We start from the raw sequence: 19,897 nt of genomic DNA, 5'->3' as shown, positions 1-19,897 counted from the left end.
TTTTAATTTATAAACTTTTTGCAAACGTTTCGACAGCCGAAATAGTTTCATCTAAGTCTTTATACGATAATGCATCTGTGATAAACCAGGTTTCAAATGCACTAGGTGCAATATAAATTCCTTGATTAAGCATACTATGAAAAAAAGCTTTAAAGGTATCGTTATTTCCATTTGCAGCTGTTTCAAAATCATAAACAGGGTCTTTATGGAAATAAACAGAAATCATACTACCAACTCTATTAATCGTATGTTCAATATTGTAGCTAGAAAGTACTTTTGCCATACCTTTATGCAGATAAGCTGTTTTTTCTTCTAGTCGTTTAAACAATCCCTCATCAGAATTAATAGCTTTTAACATGGCCAATCCAGCGGCCATAGCTAGAGGATTTCCACTGAGTGTTCCTGCTTGATAAACTGGTCCATTAGGGGCGAGATAGTCCATAATTTCGTTTCTAGCCGCAAAAGCACCTACAGGCAATCCGCCACCAATAACTTTCCCAAAACAAACAATATCTGCATTGACATTATATAATTCTTGTGCAGCACCTTTAGCTAAACGAAAGCCAGTCATAACCTCATCAAAAATGAGCAAAATCCCATTCGTATCACACAAGTTTCGTAGTCCTTCTAAGAATCCTTCTTGTGGCGGAATACATCCCATATTTCCAGCGACTGGTTCAATGATTATAGCTGCGATTTCATCAGGATTGGCTGCGATAAGTTCTTCTACATTTAAAAGATTATTGTAACCTGCAAGTAAAGTATCTTTAGCAGTACCTTGTGTAACGCCAGGACTATTTGGTGTTCCAAAAGTAGCGCCACCACTTCCGGCCGCAATTAAAAACGCATCACTATGCCCATGATAACAACCAGAAAACTTAATAATCTTGTCTCTTTTTGTAAATCCACGAGCCAAACGAATGGCACTCATACATGCTTCTGTACCAGAATTTACAAAACGAATTTTATCAATATTAGGCACCATGGAAACAGCTAATTGTGCAATTTCAGTTTCTAAGGCGGTGGGCATCCCAAAAGACGTCCCGGATTCAGCTTTGGCTTTAACAGCTTCTACCACAGGCTCAAAAGCATGCCCCAATAACATAGGACCCCAAGAATTTATATAATCTATATATCTATTTCCATCTTCATCATACACGTATGCTCCTTTGGCCGATTTTGCAAAAATAGGAGTACCTCCAACACCTTTAAATGCTCGCACAGGCGAATTAACACCGCCAGGAATTACGTTTTGCGCTTCTTTAAAAAGCGCACTACTTCTTTGATATAACATAAGTTAAACTTAGTTTATTTTTAAAATTTGTCCTATCGACAAATTGTTTGATTTTAAATTATTCTTTCTCTTTATTTCTTCAACGGGGATACCGTATTTTCTACTCAATGAATACAATGTATCTCCTTTCACTATTGTATGCATAACCTCTTTAGCTACCTTAATTGGCTCACCAAAATCTTGAGATTTATCTAAAACTTGAGCGTCATATTTATACAACTCATAACGTTCAATAAGACTTATTAATTTTTCTGGATATTTCCTATCTGTAGCATAGCCTGCAGCTCGCAAACCTCTAGCCCAACCTTTATAGTCATCAGGTTTTAGATTGAATAAGCCTGCATAGCGCTTTCTTCCGACTAAAAAATCTGAATGGTCTTTATAAGAAGTAGAAGCTTCTTTATATTTTCTAAAACATTCTTGAGAGCGGTCATCATCGTGATAGATTTTTTCGCCTTTCCATCCATGACATTTTATTCCAAAATGGTTATTTGCTTCTTTTGCTAAACGCCCATTTCCTGAGCCAGACTCTAAAATTCCTTGCGCAAGTGTTATACTAGCTGGAATTTTTGAAGTACGCATTTCTGACATAGCAATAGCAGAATAGGTATCAATATAAACATCGACTGAAGTTCGTTTTCTTGATGACTTAGTCACAGGAGCAGTTGGTTTTTCCTCAACAGGCTTATCCTTAATAATAACCTCTTCTGTTTTAGTTTTAGATTTTTCCTTTTTAGTAACTACACCTTTTTTAGAGCCGCACGAAACCACTAAAAGTGAAAGAATTATAATGAATAATCTTAATTTCATTTATATGTTAATTAAAGGCATAGACTTAGATTTTAATCGCTGGTTCATACCAGCTATGCCTTGAAGCCCTCCAGTATGGATTGCTAATATTTTTGCATTTTCTTCAAACTGCCCTTTAGAAATCATGTCTAAAAGTCCAAATAGCATTTTACCGGTATAAACAGGGTCTAATAACACCTTGAATTCTGATTTAAAATCATTAATGAACGTTATTAATTGCTCATTTATTTTTGCATAACCTCCAAAGTGATAATTAGTAATTAAATCCCAATTATTTTGCTTTGCAAATTTACGAATTTCATCCTGTAAAAAATCACCTTTCAGGGCAGGAAAACCTAATATTTTTTGATGATTTTTTGAAGCATTAATTAATCCTGAAATGGTTCCGCCAGTACCAACACAAGTACAGATATAGTCAAAATGAGAGGTTTCTTCATTCAAAATTTCCTCACAACCTTTTACAGCCAAATCATTTGTTCCGCCTTCGGGTACCAAATAAAACGCTCCAAATTCATTCCTTAATTCCTCCTGAAAAGATTCTGAATTCTTATCTCTATAAGATTCACGTGATACAAAATAAAACTGCATACCTTGTTCTTGAGCAAATTTTAAAGTTGGATTAGATACTATTTGAGATTGTAATTCCTCTCCTCTAATTACACCAACAGACTCAAATCCATTACTATTTGCAGCATAAGCAGTCGCAGCAATATGATTTGAAAAAGCACCACCGAAAGTCAAAATCGTATCTTGATTTTGTTTTTTCGCTTCAAGTAAATTATACTTTAGTTTTCTAAATTTATTCCCCGAAACAAAAGGATGCAACAAATCTTCGCGCTTAATAAAAAGCTGAATATTTTTATCGTTTTTAATATGAATTTGCTCTATTGGAGATTGCATTTCGGTTTCAAAAATAGTTTATAAAATTCCAAAATGGTCGCTTTTTTAAAAACTTAGAATCTTGCTCATTAATATAAGCTTCTCTTTCAAAAGAAATAGACCTGTAGGCTTGTTGCCAATCCTTAAGTTTTGCATATCTAATTATAAATTCAATAAAATATAACAGATAAAAAGGAATAATTAGAAGCTCAAGCTGCTGTCTTAAATGAATTTTTTCGTGATTGACTAAGATTTTATTAAACAACAATTCTTTTCGCTTTAAAACTATAAACGGAAACAGAGTTAAGCCAAAATAGCCCTTTGGAACGATGTATTTTGAAACTATAATCACAAGTATCTACATTCAAAAATCAATCCAAAATAAGTTATCTTTGCTAATGACGCGGAATAATTAATAAAATCATTCTGCCACCCAGAACTTTGAACAATGAACAGAACAAATTCCCTTTCCTTTGGAAAGGGTTAGGGAAAGGCCATGAAAAAATACGTCCCAATCGAAGATGGTGATTACTATTTAACGCCAGAAGGCTATCGCTGTTTTACAGAACAATACCATCTAAAACGCGGTTATTGTTGCGAAAGCGGCTGTAGACATTGCCCGTACGGATTTAATAAAGACAAACAAAAAACAAAATAATGCAAGCTACGCAAACGTCATTTGCCGAACAGATTTTAGAAGGAATTCCCTCTGAATTACCTCAGCCAAAACCTTATGACCCTTCTATAAATCATGCGCCAATCCGTAAGGATATTTTATCGAAGGAAGAGAAAAAATTAGCACTTCAGAATGCATTACGATACTTCGACAAAAAACATCATAAAGTTTTAATTGAAGAATTTAAAACCGAGCTCGAAACTTATGGTCGTATTTACATGTACCGTTTTCGTCCAGACTACAAAATGTATGCGCGACCAATTGATGATTATCCTGCAAAATCAAAGCAGGCTGCAGCAATAATGCTAATGATTCAGAATAATTTGGACTATGCAGTAGCGCAACATCCACACGAGTTGATTACCTATGGTGGAAACGGTGGTGTCTTTTCTAACTGGGCGCAATATAGGCTAACCATGAAGTACTTAGCCGAAATGACGGATGAGCAAACACTGGTTATGTATTCTGGGCACCCTATGGGATTATTCCCTAGTCATAAAGAAGCGCCTCGCGTTGTGGTGACCAATGGGATGATGATTCCTAATTACTCGCAACCTGATGATTGGGAAAAATTTAATGCGCTTGGCGTTACGCAATACGGTCAAATGACTGCAGGTAGCTATATGTATATTGGTCCACAAGGCATTGTCCACGGTACCACAATTACAGTTTTAAATGGCTTTAGAAAAATAAGAAAATCACCTAAAGGCAATCTTTTTGTCACTTCTGGTTTAGGCGGGATGTCTGGTGCACAACCCAAAGCAGGAAATATTGCAGGTTGCATTACCGTTTGTGCCGAAGTGAACCCAAAAATAACACAGGTGCGTTTAAATCAAGGTTGGATAGATGAAAAAATCACGGATTTAGATGAGCTAGTATATCGAGTAACTAAAGCAAAAGCTGATAAAGAAACTATTTCTATCGCTTATTTAGGTAATGTGGTTGACGTTTGGGAGAAATTTGATGAAGAAAATATCCATATAGACTTAGGGAGTGACCAAACATCACTTCATAATCCATGGGCTGGAGGTTATTATCCCGTTGATTTATCTTTCGAAGAGGCTAATATTATGATGGCCGAAAAGCCTGAATTATTTAAGGAAAAAGTTCAGGAAAGCTTAAGAAGACATGCTGAAGCCATTAATAAACATACAGCAAAAGGCACCTATTTCTTTGATTATGGCAACGCCTTTTTATTAGAAGCATCACGTGCTGGTGCTGACATTATGAACAAAAATCCAACGCTAGGTCGGGAATTTAGATACCCTAGCTATGTCCAAGATATCATGGGACCAATGTGTTTCGATTATGGATTTGGACCTTTTCGTTGGGTTTGTGCTTCCATAAAACCTGAAGACTTACAAAAAACCGATGAAATTGCTTGCAAAGTACTTGAAGAATTAATGAGACACGCTCCAGTAGAAATCCAACAACAAATGTCGGATAATATTCAGTGGATTAAAGGTGCTCAAGAGAACAAATTAGTTGTAGGCTCACAGGCAAGAATACTGTACGCAGATGCTGAAGGCCGAATGAAAATTGCAGAAGCCTTCAATAATGCTATTGAAAAAGGAGAAATTGGCTATGTAATTCTAGGGCGAGACCATCATGACGTTTCTGGAACAGATTCACCATATAGAGAAACTAGCAATATTTATGACGGCTCAAGATTCACAGCAGATATGGCTATACACAATGTCATTGGCGATAGTTTTAGAGGTGCAACTTGGGTAAGTATACATAATGGCGGCGGTGTTGGCTGGGGAGAAGTGATAAATGGAGGTTTTGGTATGGTTCTTGATGGTACTAAAGAAGCATCTAAACGTCTGAAACAGATGTTATTTTGGGATGTAAACAATGGTATATCAAGACGAAGTTGGGCTAGAAATGAAGGCGCTATTTTTGCTATAAAACGCGCCATGGAAAGTGAACCTAACTTGAGAGTGACTATACCGAATATGGTTGATGATAAATTATTAAACGGACTCGAACTCAAATAAATTAAGCTATGAAAACAATTTTAAAACTTTTACCGTTGGCATTCATTGCCATTGTATTGACTTCATGTAGCTCTGTACGTGTCGCTTCAGACTACGATAAAGAAACAGAATTCAGTAATTACAAAACCTTTGCCTTCTTTAAACCTGGTATTGATAAAGCAGAGATTAGTGATATTGATAAACGCAGAATCCTTAGAGCTATAGAATCAGAATTAATGGCTAAAGGGATGACAAAATCCGAAAATCCAGATATGCTTGTTAGTATATTTACAAAATCAAACCAACGTGTAGATATCTACAACAATGCTTGGGGTGTTGGTGCCTGGGGCTGGGGTGGATTCGGACGTTGGGGCTGGGGACCTGGATGGGGTGCTTGGGGACCTGGTTTTGGCTGGGGCGGAAATAATGTTTCTACCAGAACAGAAGGTATACTTTTTGTAGATTTTATTGATGCTAATAAAAAGCAACTCATCTGGCAAGGTTCCGGAACTGGTTACTTAGTTACAAGAAATGTTGAAAAGAAAGAAGCCCGAATAAATGAATTTGTCTCTGAAATGATGACAAAATATCCACCAGAGAAAGATACTAAATAGAAGAATTTCAAATTTACATAAAGAAGAGTATTCATTTCTGAATGCTCTTTTTTTTTTACCCAAACTTAAAAAATGTGATGTTTTATAAAAGTGTATCTTTGCCCACTTTTAAGGCAAAGCATTATGATTTTAGGTCAAACCACTCGAAAAAATTTTACACAAAATCCAAAGAATGATATTCTTTCAGGATTAACCGTTGCGTTAGCACTGGTACCTGAAGCTGTAGCATTTGCATTCGTTGCTGGTGTAGATCCATTAGTTGGTCTTTACGGCGCATTTATGATGGGTATTGTTACTGCTCTTTTTGGTGGACGTCCAGGAATGATATCTGGAGCAACTGGAGCCATGGCTGTTGTTATGGTTCACCTAATAAGTAAAGGAAACGAAATAGGTATAGCTTTAGACACGCCTATTGATAATCTAGGATTACAGTGGCTATTTATAACACTATTATTTGTTGGTGGTATTCAGATATTAGCTGGTGTTTTTAAACTCGGAAAGTTTGTGAGATTAATTCCTCATCCCGTAATGATGGGCTTTGTTAATGGTTTAGCAATCGTAATTTTCTTATCGCAATTAGGACTTTTTAAAGAAACTGTTAATGGCGAAAAAGTATTTATGACTGGTGCTGCGCTTTGGACAATGCTTGGCTTAATAGCCTTAACAATGGCTATTATGTACGGTTTACCAAAATTAACTAAAAAGATTCCTGCAGCCTTAACAGCAATAATTATTGTTGCAGCAATAACAATTCTAGGGAAATTAGATGTGAGCACCGTTGGCTCTTTTATTAGAGATGGCGGAGGCGAAGGCTTACAAGGTAGTTTACCAACATTTCAAGACCAAATATTTGGATTATTCTCTACCCTTCAAGGTCATTGGGATTTAATTCTTTCTACCGCTTTTATTTTAGCTGCTGTAGGTTTAATAGAGTCGTTAATGACGCTTAATCTTGTTGATGAAATAACAGAAACTCGTGGAAATGGAAACCGAGAGTGTATTGCTCAAGGAAGTGCCAATATTTTAAATGGACTGTTCGGCGGAATGGGCGGTTGTGCTATGATTGGACAATCTATAATCAATGTAGATTCTGGAGGTCGTGGAAGACTCTCTGGTGCGGTAGCAGCTATTGCTTTGCTCTGCTTTGTATTGTTTGGCGCACCTCTAATAGAACAAATCCCAATTGCTGCACTAGTCGGTGTTATGTTTATGGTTGTTATAGGAACATTTGCCTGGTCTAGTTTCAGAATTATTAGAAAGATTCCGTTATCCGATGCAATAGTTTTAATTGCTGTTTCTGCGATTACGGTTTGGAAAGATTTAGCTGTGGCTGTAATTGCGGGTGTTATTATTTCGGCATTAGTATTTGCTTGGAAAAATGCAACTATGATTCGCGCTCGAAAACGCATTCAAGCAGATGGTACAAAGACTTATGAAATTTGGGGGCCTTTGTTCTTTGGCTCTATCCAGAATTTCAATTCAAAATTTGATGTGAAAAATGACCCAGATAACGTTGAAATCGATTTTGTTGAGTCTCGCGTAAGTGATCACTCTGCTATGGAGGCCATTTTTAATTTAGTCAATAAATATGAAGCTGCCGGCAAAAATATAAAGCTGAAACATTTAAGTACAGACTGTAAAAACTTGATGTACAAAGCAAGTCCTAAATTCAAAGAAGTTATTGTTGAAGATATTGACGACCCGAGGTACCATTTAGCTGCTGACCCTGAAAAATTTACCAAACCACTTTCAGAATACAACATATAAAACATTTTTTTACTGGTTATTAACTTAAGCCTTAGCCTTTTACACTAATTTATATGTTTTTTCTAAATTAACAGTAAAAATAACTGATTATCAATTAATTAGACTACCTTGCTGCTTTAATTTAATATATTTTAATATGAGTACTGGTACAGTAAAATTTTTTAATGACTCTAAAGGTTTTGGATTCATAACAGAAGAAGGACAAGAGAAAGAGCATTTTGTACACGTTTCTGGTTTAGTCGATGAGATTAGAGAAGGAGATAATGTAGAATTCGATTTAGCCGAAGGAAAAAAAGGGTTAAACGCAGTTAATGTAAAAGTTATATAATTATATACCTTACAATCTTTTTAAAGACAGAGCCTATCGTAATTACGATAGGCTTTCTTATTTACATCTGTACATTTTTATCTTCAGGAAACTGAGTCGGAATATCATCCGGATGTTCGTCTAACATCTCTCGTAAATTAATCTCTATACTTCTAGAAATTGTAGAAATAGGAACATCGTTTGGATTGCCTTCAAAAGGGTTTTCGCCAACTCTTGCCATCCGCTCCATAGTATGAAACGCCCAAGATACCACAGCGCAAAACGGAACTGCTACCCAGATAAAATATTTACCAACTAAATAAAAGCTATCAACCATGGATTCTCCTATCTCTGCAAATTCTGGAATTAATCCAAATGGCAATAAAATAGCGAATACTCTCGTGAGGTAGAGCGATAAACTTGCATACTGTCGTGGATAAGGAAAATTCTTTATTCGTTCTGATTTACCTTGATGTGTGAACAAACTTTCTAAAACATTTTCCAACTCTAAGAAAGCAAATTCCCAAATTAAGCCAGCTTCCTTTAATCTACGTATATGTGCAGATTGAAGATAAAGTAAAGCTGTTTGTTTATTAGATTTACTCATTACGTAATGCCGTTCTTCATCCGATAAATAACATTTAAGATTATCGTCTAACGAAGAGACTTCTTCTGGAATATGAATCATATTCCGCCATTCCCTATTGGTTCTAGACGTATGCTGTGTTTCCCAAGATTTTCTAGTTCGCATAGCATATCTTAAAGCAGTCATCCATGCAATGTGCCTGTATATTAAAATCTTTTTTTCTTTTTTAAGTTCTTCTTTGGATACTGGATTTTCTCTATGGTCATTAGTTACCATATCTTGCACCTTCATGCCCCAAGTTCTCGATGTATTTACTATAGCTCCCCAAATCATTCGGGCTTCCCAAATACGACCATATGCTGAATTGTTTTGAAAACCCACCAAAAATGCAACCGCAGTACCAATTAAAGCTACTGGAGTCCATGGAACATTTAAAAAAGTAAATCCAAATACCTTGTAAAGAACAGTGATGATTCCTGCATAGAGCAGATAGATTAAGGTTTCTCCTCTAGTCCATAAGACCATGTCTTTGACCGAGTATCTTTTTTTGGTAAGCATTTAATTGCGTTTAGTTGAACCTAAGATACAGAAAATCTTACACCAAACTAATTCGATTAATAATCAAGAAGCTCTTCAATTTTAGCTTTCACTTTTTCAGTTGACGGAATCATGGTTTGCTCTAGAGTTGAATTTAAAGGAATTGCAGGCATGTTTTCACTTCCGATAGTCATAACGGGCGCATCTAAATATTTAAAACATTCTTCCTGAATTTTTCCTGCTAACGCTCTTGCAAAACTGTTGTTTGAAGGCTCTTCAGTCACGACCAAACACTTGCCAGTTTTCTTTACAGATTTCATCACAGTTTCTTCATCCAAAGGATAGAGCGTTCGTAAATCAATGACTTCAATTTGGTCTTGCATTCCTAATTCATTTGAAGCATTCATAGCCCAATGCACACCCATACCGTAGGTAACTATAGTCAGCGTCTCAACCGATTCTTGTTTCCAAATTTCTTGGAGCACCCAAGCCTTTCCGAAAGGCAAAACATAATCTTCGCTTGGCTCAACCGAAGTTGCACCTTGGGTTCCTGGAACTTTAGACCAATACAAACCTTTGTGTTCTAAAATTACAACTGGGTTTGGGTCGTGATAAGCGGCTTTCATCAACCCTTTTAAATCAGCCCCATTACTCGGATAAGCAATTTTAATTCCACGAATGTTAGTTATCACACTTTCTACAGAAGATGAATGATAAGGACCGCCACTACCATAAGCGCCGATAGGAACGCGAAGTATCATACTTACCGGCCATTTTCCATTAGACAGATAACAACTGCGACTTACTTCTGTAAATAATTGATTTAACCCAGGCCAGATATAGTCTGCAAATTGCACCTCAACAATTGGTTTTAAGCCAACTGCTGACATACCTACCGTAGAACCTACGATAAAGGCTTCTTGTATTGGCGTATTAAAGACTCTGTCGTCTCCGAACTTCTGGGCTAGTGTCGCAGCTTCTCTAAATACGCCGCCAAGTCTTCCGCCAACATCTTGCCCGTATAACAAACACTCTTTGTGTTCTCTCATGAGCTCTTCAACTGCAAACAAGGCACAGTCAACCATCACCACTTTATCTGCGCCTTCGGGAGAACGTGTTCCTTTTTCTTCAGTGATTGGAGTTGGCACAAAATCGTTAGTAAATAAATCTTCTGGTTTTGGGTCTTCAGCCTTCAATGCTTTTTGAAAATCTGAAGCTACTTTCTTTTTTGCTTCATCTTCAATCTCATCGACTTCCTTTTCTGTAAAACCATTGTCCAAAAGTTGTTGTCTTAATACCGGATAAGGGTCACGAGATTGCGCTTCGTCTAAATCATCTCGGTACCATTCCATACGTACACCTGATGTGTGGTGATTTAATAACGGAACTTTAGCATGGACTAAAAACGGACGGCGCTCTTTTCGGATAGTCGCGATGACTTTTTCAATAGCTTCATAGCTTTCAATAAAGTTAGCGCCGTCTATACTGACAGCTTCTAAACCATGAAATCCCGCTGCATATTCCGCTGCGTTTTGCGCTCTCGTTTCGGCTTCATTTGCAGAAATATCCCAACCATTATCTTGCACCAAATACAAAATTGGCATTTGCTTTAATGCTGCCATTTGAAACGCTTCGGCTATTTCACCTTCGGTAACTGAGGCATCTCCTAATGAGCATACTGAAATTGGATTCTCAATAGATGAATCATTCAGACCTTGTAATTCTTTATACTGCATTCCCATAGCAACACCTGTTGCCGGAATCGCTTGCATTCCTGTTGCTGAAGATTGATGCGGAATTTTTGGTTTATCATCATCTTTTAAACTTGGATGGGAATAGTAGGTTCTACCACCAGAAAACGGGTCATCTTTCTTAGCTAAAAGTTGCAACATTAAATCGTAAGGCTCTAACCCAAATGACAATAACATCGCATCATCTCTATAATATGGAAATGCATAATCTTGAGGCAATAATTGCATACCTAAAGCCACTTGAATAGCTTCATGACCTCTAGAAGTCGCATGTACGTATTTTGAAACTTGCTTGAAATTCTCTTCATACAACTCTGCCATAGCCTTAGCGGTACAGAGTTTAGAAAATCCTTTTTTAAGTATATCTTTTTTCATCTAAGCGAATTGCTTTCTTGTTTTTACCATCCAACCAAATCTATCTTCGAGTTGTCCTGTTTTAATTGCATTTAATGTATCGTTGACTTCCAGTCCTACAGGACTTTTGTCTGAAACGTGAATTGTTTCGCCTTTTAGTCCAATCTCTTGAATGTAGGCAATACCAACAGCAGTTCCTGTCCCAAAAGCTTCTTCGAGCGTTCCGTTTTTGGAAGCTTTAATAATTTCGTCGATAGTAATTTTTCGTTCTGTAACTGAATAATTCATCGCACGAAGCATATCTATAACACTAGCTCTTGTAATACCATGTAGCACTGAACCGTCTAATTCTGGTGTAATAAATTCACCATTGATTTTAAAGAAAATATTCATAGTCCCAACTTCCTGAATATATTTATGCTCCACCGCGTCTAACCACAAGACTTGGTCATATCCTTTGGCTTTTGCCAGTTCCGTGGGTCTAATTGCTGCGGCATAATTTCCAGCTGCCTTTGCTTCTCCTGTTCCGCCATGAGCTGCCCTTATGTATTGCTTCTCCGCCCAAAGTTTAATGCGTTTACTAAAAAATGGACCTGCAGGTGAAGCCATAATAATAAATTTATAGTGCGTGGCTGCACGCATACCAATAAAAGGCTCATCGGCATACATAAAAGGTCTTAAGTATAACGCACTGCCTTGCTGTGGCGGAATCCAATTATGCTCTAAACTCACTAACTCTTTTAATCCCTGAACAAATAAATCTTCAGGTACGTGAGGCATGCCCATACGGTCAGCACTCTTGTTTAACCGAGCTGCATTTTTAGCAGGTCTAAATAACATTGGCTCGCCATCAGTGTCTTTATAGGCTTTCATACCTTCAAAAATAGCTTGTCCATAATGCAATGCCATTGCCGCAGGATGCGTTGGAATAGGCTTTAGAGGTTCAATTCTTGGGTTAGTCCATTCGCCATTTTCATAGTCACAGATAAACATGTGGTCTGTGAAAGTGGTTCCTAAAGGGATGTTGTTGAAATCTAAGTTTTCAACTTGCGATTTTTCAACTTTTGTAATTGATATGTTGTAGCTCATAATTGTGTAATTTTACGAGATTCTGAAACAACACTTCGACTGCGCTCAGTGTGACCGTTCAGAATGACAAATTTTTATATTTTTCTATTCGTATCAAACTGCTCGAAATAATCTGCCACACGACGCACAAAGCTTCCGCCTAAAAAACCGTCAACGACGCGATGGTCGAACGATAGTGAAAGATACATCATGCTTCTAATCGCGATTTCATCACCACTTTCCGACTCAATGACTTCAGGACGTTTTTTTATGATGCCGAGCGCGAGTATGGCTACTTCTGGCTGATTAATAATAGGTGTGCCCATGACACTGCCAAAAGTTCCTACGTTGGAAATTGTAAACGTACTTCCCTTAATATCATCTCCACCAAGTTTATTATCTCTTGCCTTTGCAGCCAATTCATTAACGTTAGAAGCTAAAACCTTTAAATCTTTTGTATCCGCATTTTTCACCACAGGAACGATAAGATTTCCACTAGGTAATGCTGTTGCCATACCAATATTTATATCCTCTTTTACAATGATATTGTTACCATCAACGGAGGCATTAATATTTGGAAAGTCTTTTATTGCTTTTGCAACTGCTTCGACAAATAATGGTGTAAAGGTTAAACGCTCACCGTACTTTTCTTGAAAGGCTTTTTTATTAGCATTACGCCAATTCACCATATTGGTCATGTCCGCCTCAACATAAGCCGTTACGTGTGGTGACGTATGCTTGGAATATACCATGTGGTCAGCAATCATCTGACGCATGCGGTCCATCTCAATGATTTTACCTTTGCCTTTGTCGAAAGATAACTGTGGAATTCTATACGCCGTTGGGTCTTGTTGAACAGGTTGCGCAAATTTGTACGGTCTTCCATCTTCGATATATTGAAACAAATCACTTTTGCGTAATCGTCCCTCATTTCCTGTAGCAGGAATTCGCGCTAGTTCTTCAAAACTGATATGATGTTCTTTGGCTATGGAAATGATTAGTGATGAAAAAAAGGAAGCCCTATCTGTCTTCCCCAAAGGGGAAGAAACACTCGGTACTGAATATTGTGGAGCAGATTGGTTTTTATTTTTATTCCTTAATTTTTCTTTTTGTGGTACTTCGACTGCGCTCAGTGTGAAATTTTCTTTCGATTTAAGGTTTGAGTTCGAATTCAATTTCTTCTCTTCAGAAACTTCTAAAATTGCTATAACCTCGCCAACTGGAACAACATCCTTTGCCTTAAACAACGTTTTTACTAATGTTCCTGAAGCTGGAGCTGGGACTTCGTTATCAACTTTATCGGTTGCAACCTCTAAGATAATATCGCCTTCTTCAAAAGAATCACCTTCAGAAATTAACCAGTTGATTATAGTTCCTTCAGTGATGCTTTCACCCATTTTGGGCATTTTTAAATCAAACTTTTCCAATAGAAAACATTTATATTTTTAAAGTATTAAATATAAATACAAACACCCTTTTAAGATGTTAAAAACTTTTTAATTATAATTAAACAGAATTATATTCTTAAAATAGATATTAAATAAGAATTTAATACTTTTACAATAGTAAAAACAATAAAATATTCTATTTTTTTTCTGATGGCGCACACTTTAGACCATATCGACACACAAATATTAGCAATGCTTCAAAACAATAGTAACCGCACTACAAAAAGCATTGCAGACGAACTTGGAATGACCACATCTCCTATTTTTGAACGCATTAAAAAACTTGAAAAAGAAGGCTACATTAAAAAATATGTCGCCGTTTTAGACAATAAAAAAATAGGGCTAAAGCTTACTGTTTTCATCGGAATTACGCTCCAAGGACATACAAGAAGCTATCTCGAAAAATTTGTAAAAGAGATTAATAACTTTCCTGAAATTGTAGAGTGTCATCGCGTTAGCGGAAACTTTGATTATTTGCTAAAATTAGTAGTTGAAGACATTGAAGCCTACGAAACCTTTATCATTTCAAAACTGACACTTCTTCCCTATTTAGGAAATGTTCAGAGTTTAATTACTCTATCTACAGGGAAAGAAACCAATGAGATTGATTTGAGTAGAGTCTAAAATTTGTTAAGGCTGATTTATTTTTTGAAAGTTTCGCGTAATGTTTTGTAGGCTTCTTCCTGAGTCGGTAAATCTTTAGGCACTTCTCGAAGTGGCTCAACTTCTTTTAAAGACTCATGACAATCCGTTGGTAATTGCTGATAAAGTTCCGTTCCTTTTGTTTTCCAAGCTATCATTTCATCAGAAACTTGCTTAATTACTTTTGCAGGATTTCCGACGACCAAACTTCGTTTAGGAATTATAGTTTCGGCCTTTACAAATGCCATGGCTCCAACAATAGATTCATCGCCTATTTTGGCATCATCCATAATCACAGCATTCATACCAATTAAACAATTCCTCCCCAAATTCGCACCATGTATAATGGCACCATGGCCAACATGAGCACTTTCTTTTAGGGTAATTGACTTACCAGGAAACATATGCACGGTACAGTTTTCTTGTACATTGACACCATCTTCTAAAATAATTTGCCCCCAATCACCACGAATAGCAGCTCCTGGGCCTATATAACAGTTTTTACCAATGATAACGTTTCCTGTAACTGCAGCCAAAGGATGTACAAAACTGGATTCATGAACGACTGGTATGAAGCCTTTAAAACTATAAATCATATAATTTTTGATGTTTGAATTACTATTTAAGAATTGCTCAACATTGCAAAATCGCCAATCTAAAACCGTGATTCGTAAATCATTTAAATTCTTTTAATTTCTCTTTTGTAAAATCCGATAAGACTAATCGACCACTAGTTGCTGCACGTTCTGCCAATAGTTCATCCCAATCATCTGTGCCCTTCCAGAATACTTTTTTCATTTCTAGCATGGCCTCCGTGTTATAAGTGCATAAATGTTCAGCTGTTTTCTTAACCGCTTCATCTAGTGCTTCTGTACTTTCAAAAACATGTGTAAATAAACCTTTCTGCTTTGCCCATTCTGCGGGATAAAATGAATTGGCATCAATTGCAATTTGTGACATTGCGCTTAATCCTATCTTACGCTCAATAGCTGGGCCAACGACAAAAGGTCCAATACCAATATTGAGTTCACTCAACTTTATAGCGGCAAATTTAGTAGCCATACAGTAATCCGTTGAGGCCGCAAGACCCACACCTCCGCCAACGGTTTTACCTTGAATACGTCCAATAATAAATTTGGGACATTTACGCATGGCATTGATGACATTGGCAAAACCTGAAAAGAATACTTTTCCTGTCGCCGCATCATTAATGTTAATCAACTCATTAAAGCTTGCTCCAGCACAAAAGGTACGGTCACCTCCGCTTTTAAGAACGATTACTTTAATGGCATCGTTTTTCCCAGCTTCTGTAATTGTATTTGCTAATTCAGTTAAAACATCTCCAGGAAGTGAGTTGTGCGCAGGATGAAAAAATTCGATATATCCTACTTCGTTTTCTATGGTTTGTTTTACGTATGGTTGTTGCTCTGCCATAATTATATTAATCCAAATTGTTCAAAATGATGATTTAAATGCTTACGCTCTAATAAATACCACTCGTATCTATTTAATTCTCCAAATACCATGTTACGTAACGTGGCATCTGGATTTTCTTTGAAGTATTCTAAATATTTCTCACGTTGTGACTTAAACTTTCCGATTGCCGTTGCTAAATTTTCATGTTTTAAATCATCAAGCGTGTTGTTTTCCAGTAATGGAAATTGACTGTTTTTTGGGAATTTATCATAATTCCAAAGACTGTTTTTCACCTTTTCTAAAATCTTTTCTGGTGTTGAAATTTCAAAATCTTGAATTTCGCCAGCCGCAATTTTATAGGTGTATTCCAAATGCTCAATCATGTGTTGCGGTGTCATGATTCCCCATTTTGGCTTTGTATCCTCAGAAAGTTTTGATAAACATTCATCTATCTTTTCATCTGTCATCTCCACGAAAGTTTCTTGCTTTTTCTCAACCATAGTTAATATGGTTGCTACTGCAACTAGCGGACTATCCTTATCTGTTTTTTGACTTTTTGGTCGATTTTCAAAATTAGCATCAAACACCTCAACGTGCCATTTTACGATACCACTCGGATGTTCGTCTGTAGCTACATCTCTATCTACTTTTTCTTTACACGTTAAGCGTACATTAATGGTGTCGTTATGATATAATGGTCGTAAAAAACGGATACTATCTAAACCGTAATTAGCCGCAACTGGCCCTTTGTTTGGATATACAAATAAGCCCGCCGCTGCAGATATAATGAAATAACCGTGAGCAGTTCTTTTCTCGAAAATACTTCCATCTAAAGACGTAATGTCGGTATGTGCGTAGAAATGGTCCCACGTTAGATTGGCGAAATTCATGATATCCGTATCCGTAATTGTACGGTTATGGGTTTTAAGTGACATACCTGGATGAATGTCTTCCCAGTGGTATTTGAATGGATGCTGTTCGGCTTCGGTATATTTTGCATTTTGCTGATAAATACCCGTAATCTCCGTAATTGTTGTTGGCGAACCTTGAATAGCTGTACGTTGCAAATAATGTTTAATACCACGCATACCACCCATTTCTTCGCCACCACCAGCACGTCCTGGACCTCCATGTACCAAATATGGTAATGGTGAACCATGACCTGTACTTTCTTTAGCGCTTTCTCTGTTCAATACTAAAATACGTCCGTGATGGGATGCTGCATTTACCACGTAATCTTTAGCTATTTTATCGTCGTTAGTCGCAATTGAAGATACTAATGAGCCTTTACCCATTTGCGCTAGGGTAATCGCTTCATCTAAATTTTTATAAGGCATTATGGTACTTACTGGTCCAAAGGCTTCACGTTCGTGGATGATAGTATTTTGAAATGGATGGTCTGCTCGTAATAAGATTGGACTTATAAAAGCGCCTTTTTTAGCATCTGCTCCAAGAGTTTTAATTTTATCTAAATCGCCATAAACAATTTGAGCTTCTTTAGCTAAATCATTTACTGAATCTTTGACAGCCTGAACTTGCTGTTTACTAACAAGTGAGCCCATTCGGACTTCTTTGAGTCTTGGGTCGCCAATAGTGACCTTGTCTAGTGCTTTTCCTAACGCAATTTGAACATCTTCAACTAAATTTTCTGGAACAATAATTCTTCGGATTGCTGTACATTTTTGACCAGCCTTCACTGTCATTTCTTTTCGGACTTCTTTGATAAATAAATCAAATTCTGGCGTTCCTGGTACTGCATCTTCCCCTAAAATAGAAGCGTTTAATGAATCCGCTTCCATGGTGAATGGCACAGATTCTTGAATCAATCGTGGATGTGCCTTTAGCAATCGGCCTGTTTGCGCCGAACCTGTAAAGGTCACTACATCTTGAGATTCTACGGTATCCAAAATAGTCTTAACTGTTCCATTGATTATCTGTAGTGCACCTTCAGGTAAAATACCAGAATCAATAATTGTTCTAGCTACCGCTTCCGCTAAATATGACGATGAAGGTGCTGGTAGAACTACAGCAGGAACTCCTGCCATCCAGTTGACGGCACACTTTTCTAACATTCCCCATACCGGGAAGTTAAAGGCATTGATATGAACTGCAACACCTCTTTTTGGTACCATGATGTGATGCGCAATAAAACGTCCACCACGAGATAAATCGATAGCATCTCCTTCTACATGGTAAGGTTGATTAGGAAATAATTTTCTTAACGAAGCATTGGCGAATAAGTTTCCAAAGCCACCTTCAATATCTATCCAACTATCAACTTTTGTCGCACCAGTTCGGTAGCTCAATTCGTAAAACGTATCTTTTCGTTTGGTGAGATATAATGCTAATTTCTTGAGCATGTTTCCTCTTTCTTGAAAGGTCATTTTACGAAGAACTTCGCCTCCTTTTGTTCTTCCGTAGTTAAGAATTTCTGGAATATCTAAACCTTCAATTGCCACACTTGTAAATGCTTCACCAGTAACTGCATCTAAGATTGGAGTACCTTCTTCTTTACCTATTGTCCATTGTCCTTGAACGTAGTGTTGTATTTTTTCCATAATTAAACGCGTTCTATAATTGCTGCATAACCTTGTCCAACTCCAATGCACATCGTTACTAATGCATATCTTTTATTTTGCTCCTGTAATTCTAAAGCTGCTGAATAAGCAATACGTGCTCCTGTTACTCCTAAGGGATGACCAATTGCTATAGAACCTCCATTTGGATTTAATCTTGGGTCATCATCTGCCAATCCCCAAGCACGAGTGCATGCTAAGACTTGTGCTGCGAACGCTTCGTTAAGTTCAATGACATCCATGTCATCCATGGTCAATCCTGCTTTTTCTAATGCTTTATTAGATGCTTGTACTGGACCAATCCCCATGATTCTTGGTTCTGCTCCAACTACAGCAGAACTTACAATTCTCGCTAATGGTTTCAGGTTATATTTTTTTACGGCATCTTCTGAAGCGATAATGGTTGCCGCAGCTCCATCGTTTAATCCTGAGGAATTTCCTGCCGTTACGCTTCCGCCTTCTTTTTTGAATGCTGGACGAAGTTTTCCTAATACTTCAAGTGAGGTATTTGGTTTTACAAATTCGTCTTTCGAAAACTGAATTGGGTCTTTTTTACGTTGCTGAATTTCTACCGTTACAATCTCCTTTGCTAAACGTCCATTTTCTTGTGCTTTGGATGCTTTCATCTGGCTCCAATAGGCAAACTTGTCTTGGTCTTCTCTTGAAATATTATACTTCTCCACTAAGTTTTCAGCAGTATTTCCCATACCATCGGTTCCATACATCTCATGCATTTTCGGATTGATAAAACGCCATCCAAAAGTAGAATCATATAGTTTAGAATCTCCTCCATATGCTGAACTTGGTTTTGCCATGACATATGGTCCACGTGTCATATTCTCAACACCACCTGAAATAAAAATATCACCATCTCCTGCTTTTATAGCGCGATTGGCATGAATGATTGCTGATAATCCTGAACTACATAGACGGTTTACAGTTTCTCCTGGCACCGTAAATGGCAATCCTGCCAATAATGATGACATACGTGCTACGTTACGATTATCTTCACCGGCTTGATTGGCGCAACCCATAATCACATCGTCATAGGCATCTTTTGGGATGTTTGGATTTCGCTTCACAACTTCTGCAATCACCAATGCTCCCAAATCGTCTGTGCGAACTGCAGATAAGGTGCCTTTATAATTACCTATTGGAGTTCTTATGCCGTCTATGATATATGCTTCTTTCAT

General features: G+C 37.2%; 18 protein-coding genes. 6 read left to right on the top strand and 12 right to left on the bottom strand.

Features of this window, described 5'->3' with window-relative positions:
* Window positions 1–7 precede the first annotated feature (7 nt).
* Genes hemL through DFQ05_RS12145 form a run of 4 tightly spaced genes read right to left on the bottom strand, consistent with a single transcriptional unit; the run spans window position 8 to window position 3,335 of the window.
* Entirely contained in the window at window positions 8–1,294 is a 1,287-nt protein-coding gene (gene hemL / locus DFQ05_RS12160; RefSeq protein WP_132705681.1) for a glutamate-1-semialdehyde 2,1-aminomutase, read from the bottom strand.
* Between the two features lie 9 nt (window positions 1,295–1,303).
* Window positions 1,304–2,104 (bottom strand): glucosaminidase domain-containing protein, encoded by an 801-nt coding sequence (locus tag DFQ05_RS12155; RefSeq protein ID WP_073084918.1) that lies wholly within the window; start codon window positions 2,102–2,104, stop codon window positions 1,304–1,306.
* On the bottom strand, window positions 2,105–3,004 hold the full coding sequence (locus tag DFQ05_RS12150; RefSeq protein ID WP_132705679.1) for a 1-aminocyclopropane-1-carboxylate deaminase/D-cysteine desulfhydrase: 900 nt from the start codon (window positions 3,002–3,004) through the stop codon (window positions 2,105–2,107). It lies immediately after the preceding gene.
* A gap of 7 nt (window positions 3,005–3,011) precedes the next feature.
* Window positions 3,012–3,335 (bottom strand): hypothetical protein, encoded by a 324-nt coding sequence (locus tag DFQ05_RS12145; protein WP_132705677.1) that lies wholly within the window; start codon window positions 3,333–3,335, stop codon window positions 3,012–3,014.
* 144 nt (window positions 3,336–3,479) lie between these two features.
* Here DFQ05_RS12145 and DFQ05_RS13625 point away from each other — a divergent pair, with 144 nt between their 5' ends.
* From DFQ05_RS13625 to DFQ05_RS12125, 5 genes are all read left to right on the top strand, one after another.
* The gene (locus tag DFQ05_RS13625) at window positions 3,480–3,641 is read left to right on the top strand and encodes a C1orf53 family protein (RefSeq protein WP_158281916.1); all 162 of its coding nucleotides are present in this window, start codon (window positions 3,480–3,482) and stop codon (window positions 3,639–3,641) included.
* A complete protein-coding gene (locus DFQ05_RS12140; protein ID WP_132705675.1) occupies window positions 3,641–5,659 on the top strand; it encodes a urocanate hydratase in 2,019 nt (672 codons plus the stop codon). Before DFQ05_RS13625 ends, DFQ05_RS12140 begins: the two co-directional genes overlap by 1 nt.
* Before the next feature lie 8 nt (window positions 5,660–5,667).
* Window positions 5,668–6,252, top strand: a complete 585-nt coding sequence (locus DFQ05_RS12135) for a DUF4136 domain-containing protein (RefSeq protein ID WP_132705673.1) — start codon at window positions 5,668–5,670, stop codon at window positions 6,250–6,252.
* Window positions 6,253–6,375: 123 nt separating this feature from the next.
* A complete protein-coding gene (locus tag DFQ05_RS12130; RefSeq protein WP_132705671.1) occupies window positions 6,376–8,019 on the top strand; it encodes a SulP family inorganic anion transporter in 1,644 nt (547 codons plus the stop codon).
* A 136-nt stretch (window positions 8,020–8,155) separates the two neighbouring features.
* A complete protein-coding gene (locus tag DFQ05_RS12125) occupies window positions 8,156–8,347 on the top strand; it encodes a cold-shock protein (protein ID WP_073084907.1) in 192 nt (63 codons plus the stop codon).
* A 61-nt stretch (window positions 8,348–8,408) separates the two neighbouring features.
* Here the strand turns inward: DFQ05_RS12125 and DFQ05_RS12120 are convergent, their stop codons facing one another.
* From DFQ05_RS12120 to DFQ05_RS12105, 4 genes are all read right to left on the bottom strand, one after another.
* Window positions 8,409–9,470, bottom strand: a complete 1,062-nt coding sequence (locus tag DFQ05_RS12120; protein ID WP_241974265.1) for a bestrophin family protein — start codon at window positions 9,468–9,470, stop codon at window positions 8,409–8,411.
* Between the two features lie 56 nt (window positions 9,471–9,526).
* On the bottom strand, window positions 9,527–11,575 hold the full coding sequence (locus DFQ05_RS12115) for an alpha-ketoacid dehydrogenase subunit alpha/beta (RefSeq protein ID WP_132705669.1): 2,049 nt from the start codon (window positions 11,573–11,575) through the stop codon (window positions 9,527–9,529).
* Window positions 11,576–12,643 (bottom strand): branched-chain amino acid aminotransferase, encoded by a 1,068-nt coding sequence (locus tag DFQ05_RS12110; RefSeq protein WP_132705667.1) that lies wholly within the window; start codon window positions 12,641–12,643, stop codon window positions 11,576–11,578.
* 74 nt (window positions 12,644–12,717) lie between these two features.
* Window positions 12,718–14,019, bottom strand: a complete 1,302-nt coding sequence (locus DFQ05_RS12105) for a dihydrolipoamide acetyltransferase family protein (RefSeq protein WP_132705665.1) — start codon at window positions 14,017–14,019, stop codon at window positions 12,718–12,720.
* Window positions 14,020–14,220: 201 nt separating this feature from the next.
* Between DFQ05_RS12105 and DFQ05_RS12100 the strand changes: the two genes are divergently transcribed.
* Window positions 14,221–14,694 (top strand): Lrp/AsnC family transcriptional regulator, encoded by a 474-nt coding sequence (locus DFQ05_RS12100; protein WP_132705664.1) that lies wholly within the window; start codon window positions 14,221–14,223, stop codon window positions 14,692–14,694.
* 17 nt (window positions 14,695–14,711) lie between these two features.
* Here the strand turns inward: DFQ05_RS12100 and DFQ05_RS12095 are convergent, their stop codons facing one another.
* The 4 genes from DFQ05_RS12095 to pcaF form a co-directional block, all read right to left on the bottom strand.
* Window positions 14,712–15,308 carry an acyltransferase gene (locus DFQ05_RS12095; protein WP_132705663.1) on the bottom strand — a complete coding sequence of 199 codons (597 nt, stop codon included), beginning with the start codon at window positions 15,306–15,308 and terminating at the stop codon, window positions 14,712–14,714.
* Window positions 15,309–15,387: 79 nt separating this feature from the next.
* Window positions 15,388–16,146, bottom strand: coding sequence for an enoyl-CoA hydratase/isomerase family protein (locus DFQ05_RS12090; protein ID WP_073084890.1), 759 nt, complete (start codon window positions 16,144–16,146; stop codon window positions 15,388–15,390).
* Window positions 16,147–16,148: 2 nt separating this feature from the next.
* Window positions 16,149–18,686 carry a phenylacetic acid degradation bifunctional protein PaaZ gene (gene paaZ, locus DFQ05_RS12085; RefSeq protein WP_132705662.1) on the bottom strand — a complete coding sequence of 846 codons (2,538 nt, stop codon included), beginning with the start codon at window positions 18,684–18,686 and terminating at the stop codon, window positions 16,149–16,151.
* Window positions 18,687–18,688: 2 nt separating this feature from the next.
* The gene (gene pcaF, locus DFQ05_RS12080) at window positions 18,689–19,897 is read right to left on the bottom strand and encodes a 3-oxoadipyl-CoA thiolase (protein ID WP_132705719.1); all 1,209 of its coding nucleotides are present in this window, start codon (window positions 19,895–19,897) and stop codon (window positions 18,689–18,691) included.

Source organism: Winogradskyella wandonensis (assembly GCF_004346845.1).
Taxonomy (GTDB): Bacteria; Bacteroidota; Bacteroidia; order Flavobacteriales; family Flavobacteriaceae; genus Winogradskyella; species Winogradskyella wandonensis.
Note: the sequence above shows the minus strand (reverse complement) of the source record. Positions and strands in the feature narration are given on the sequence as shown.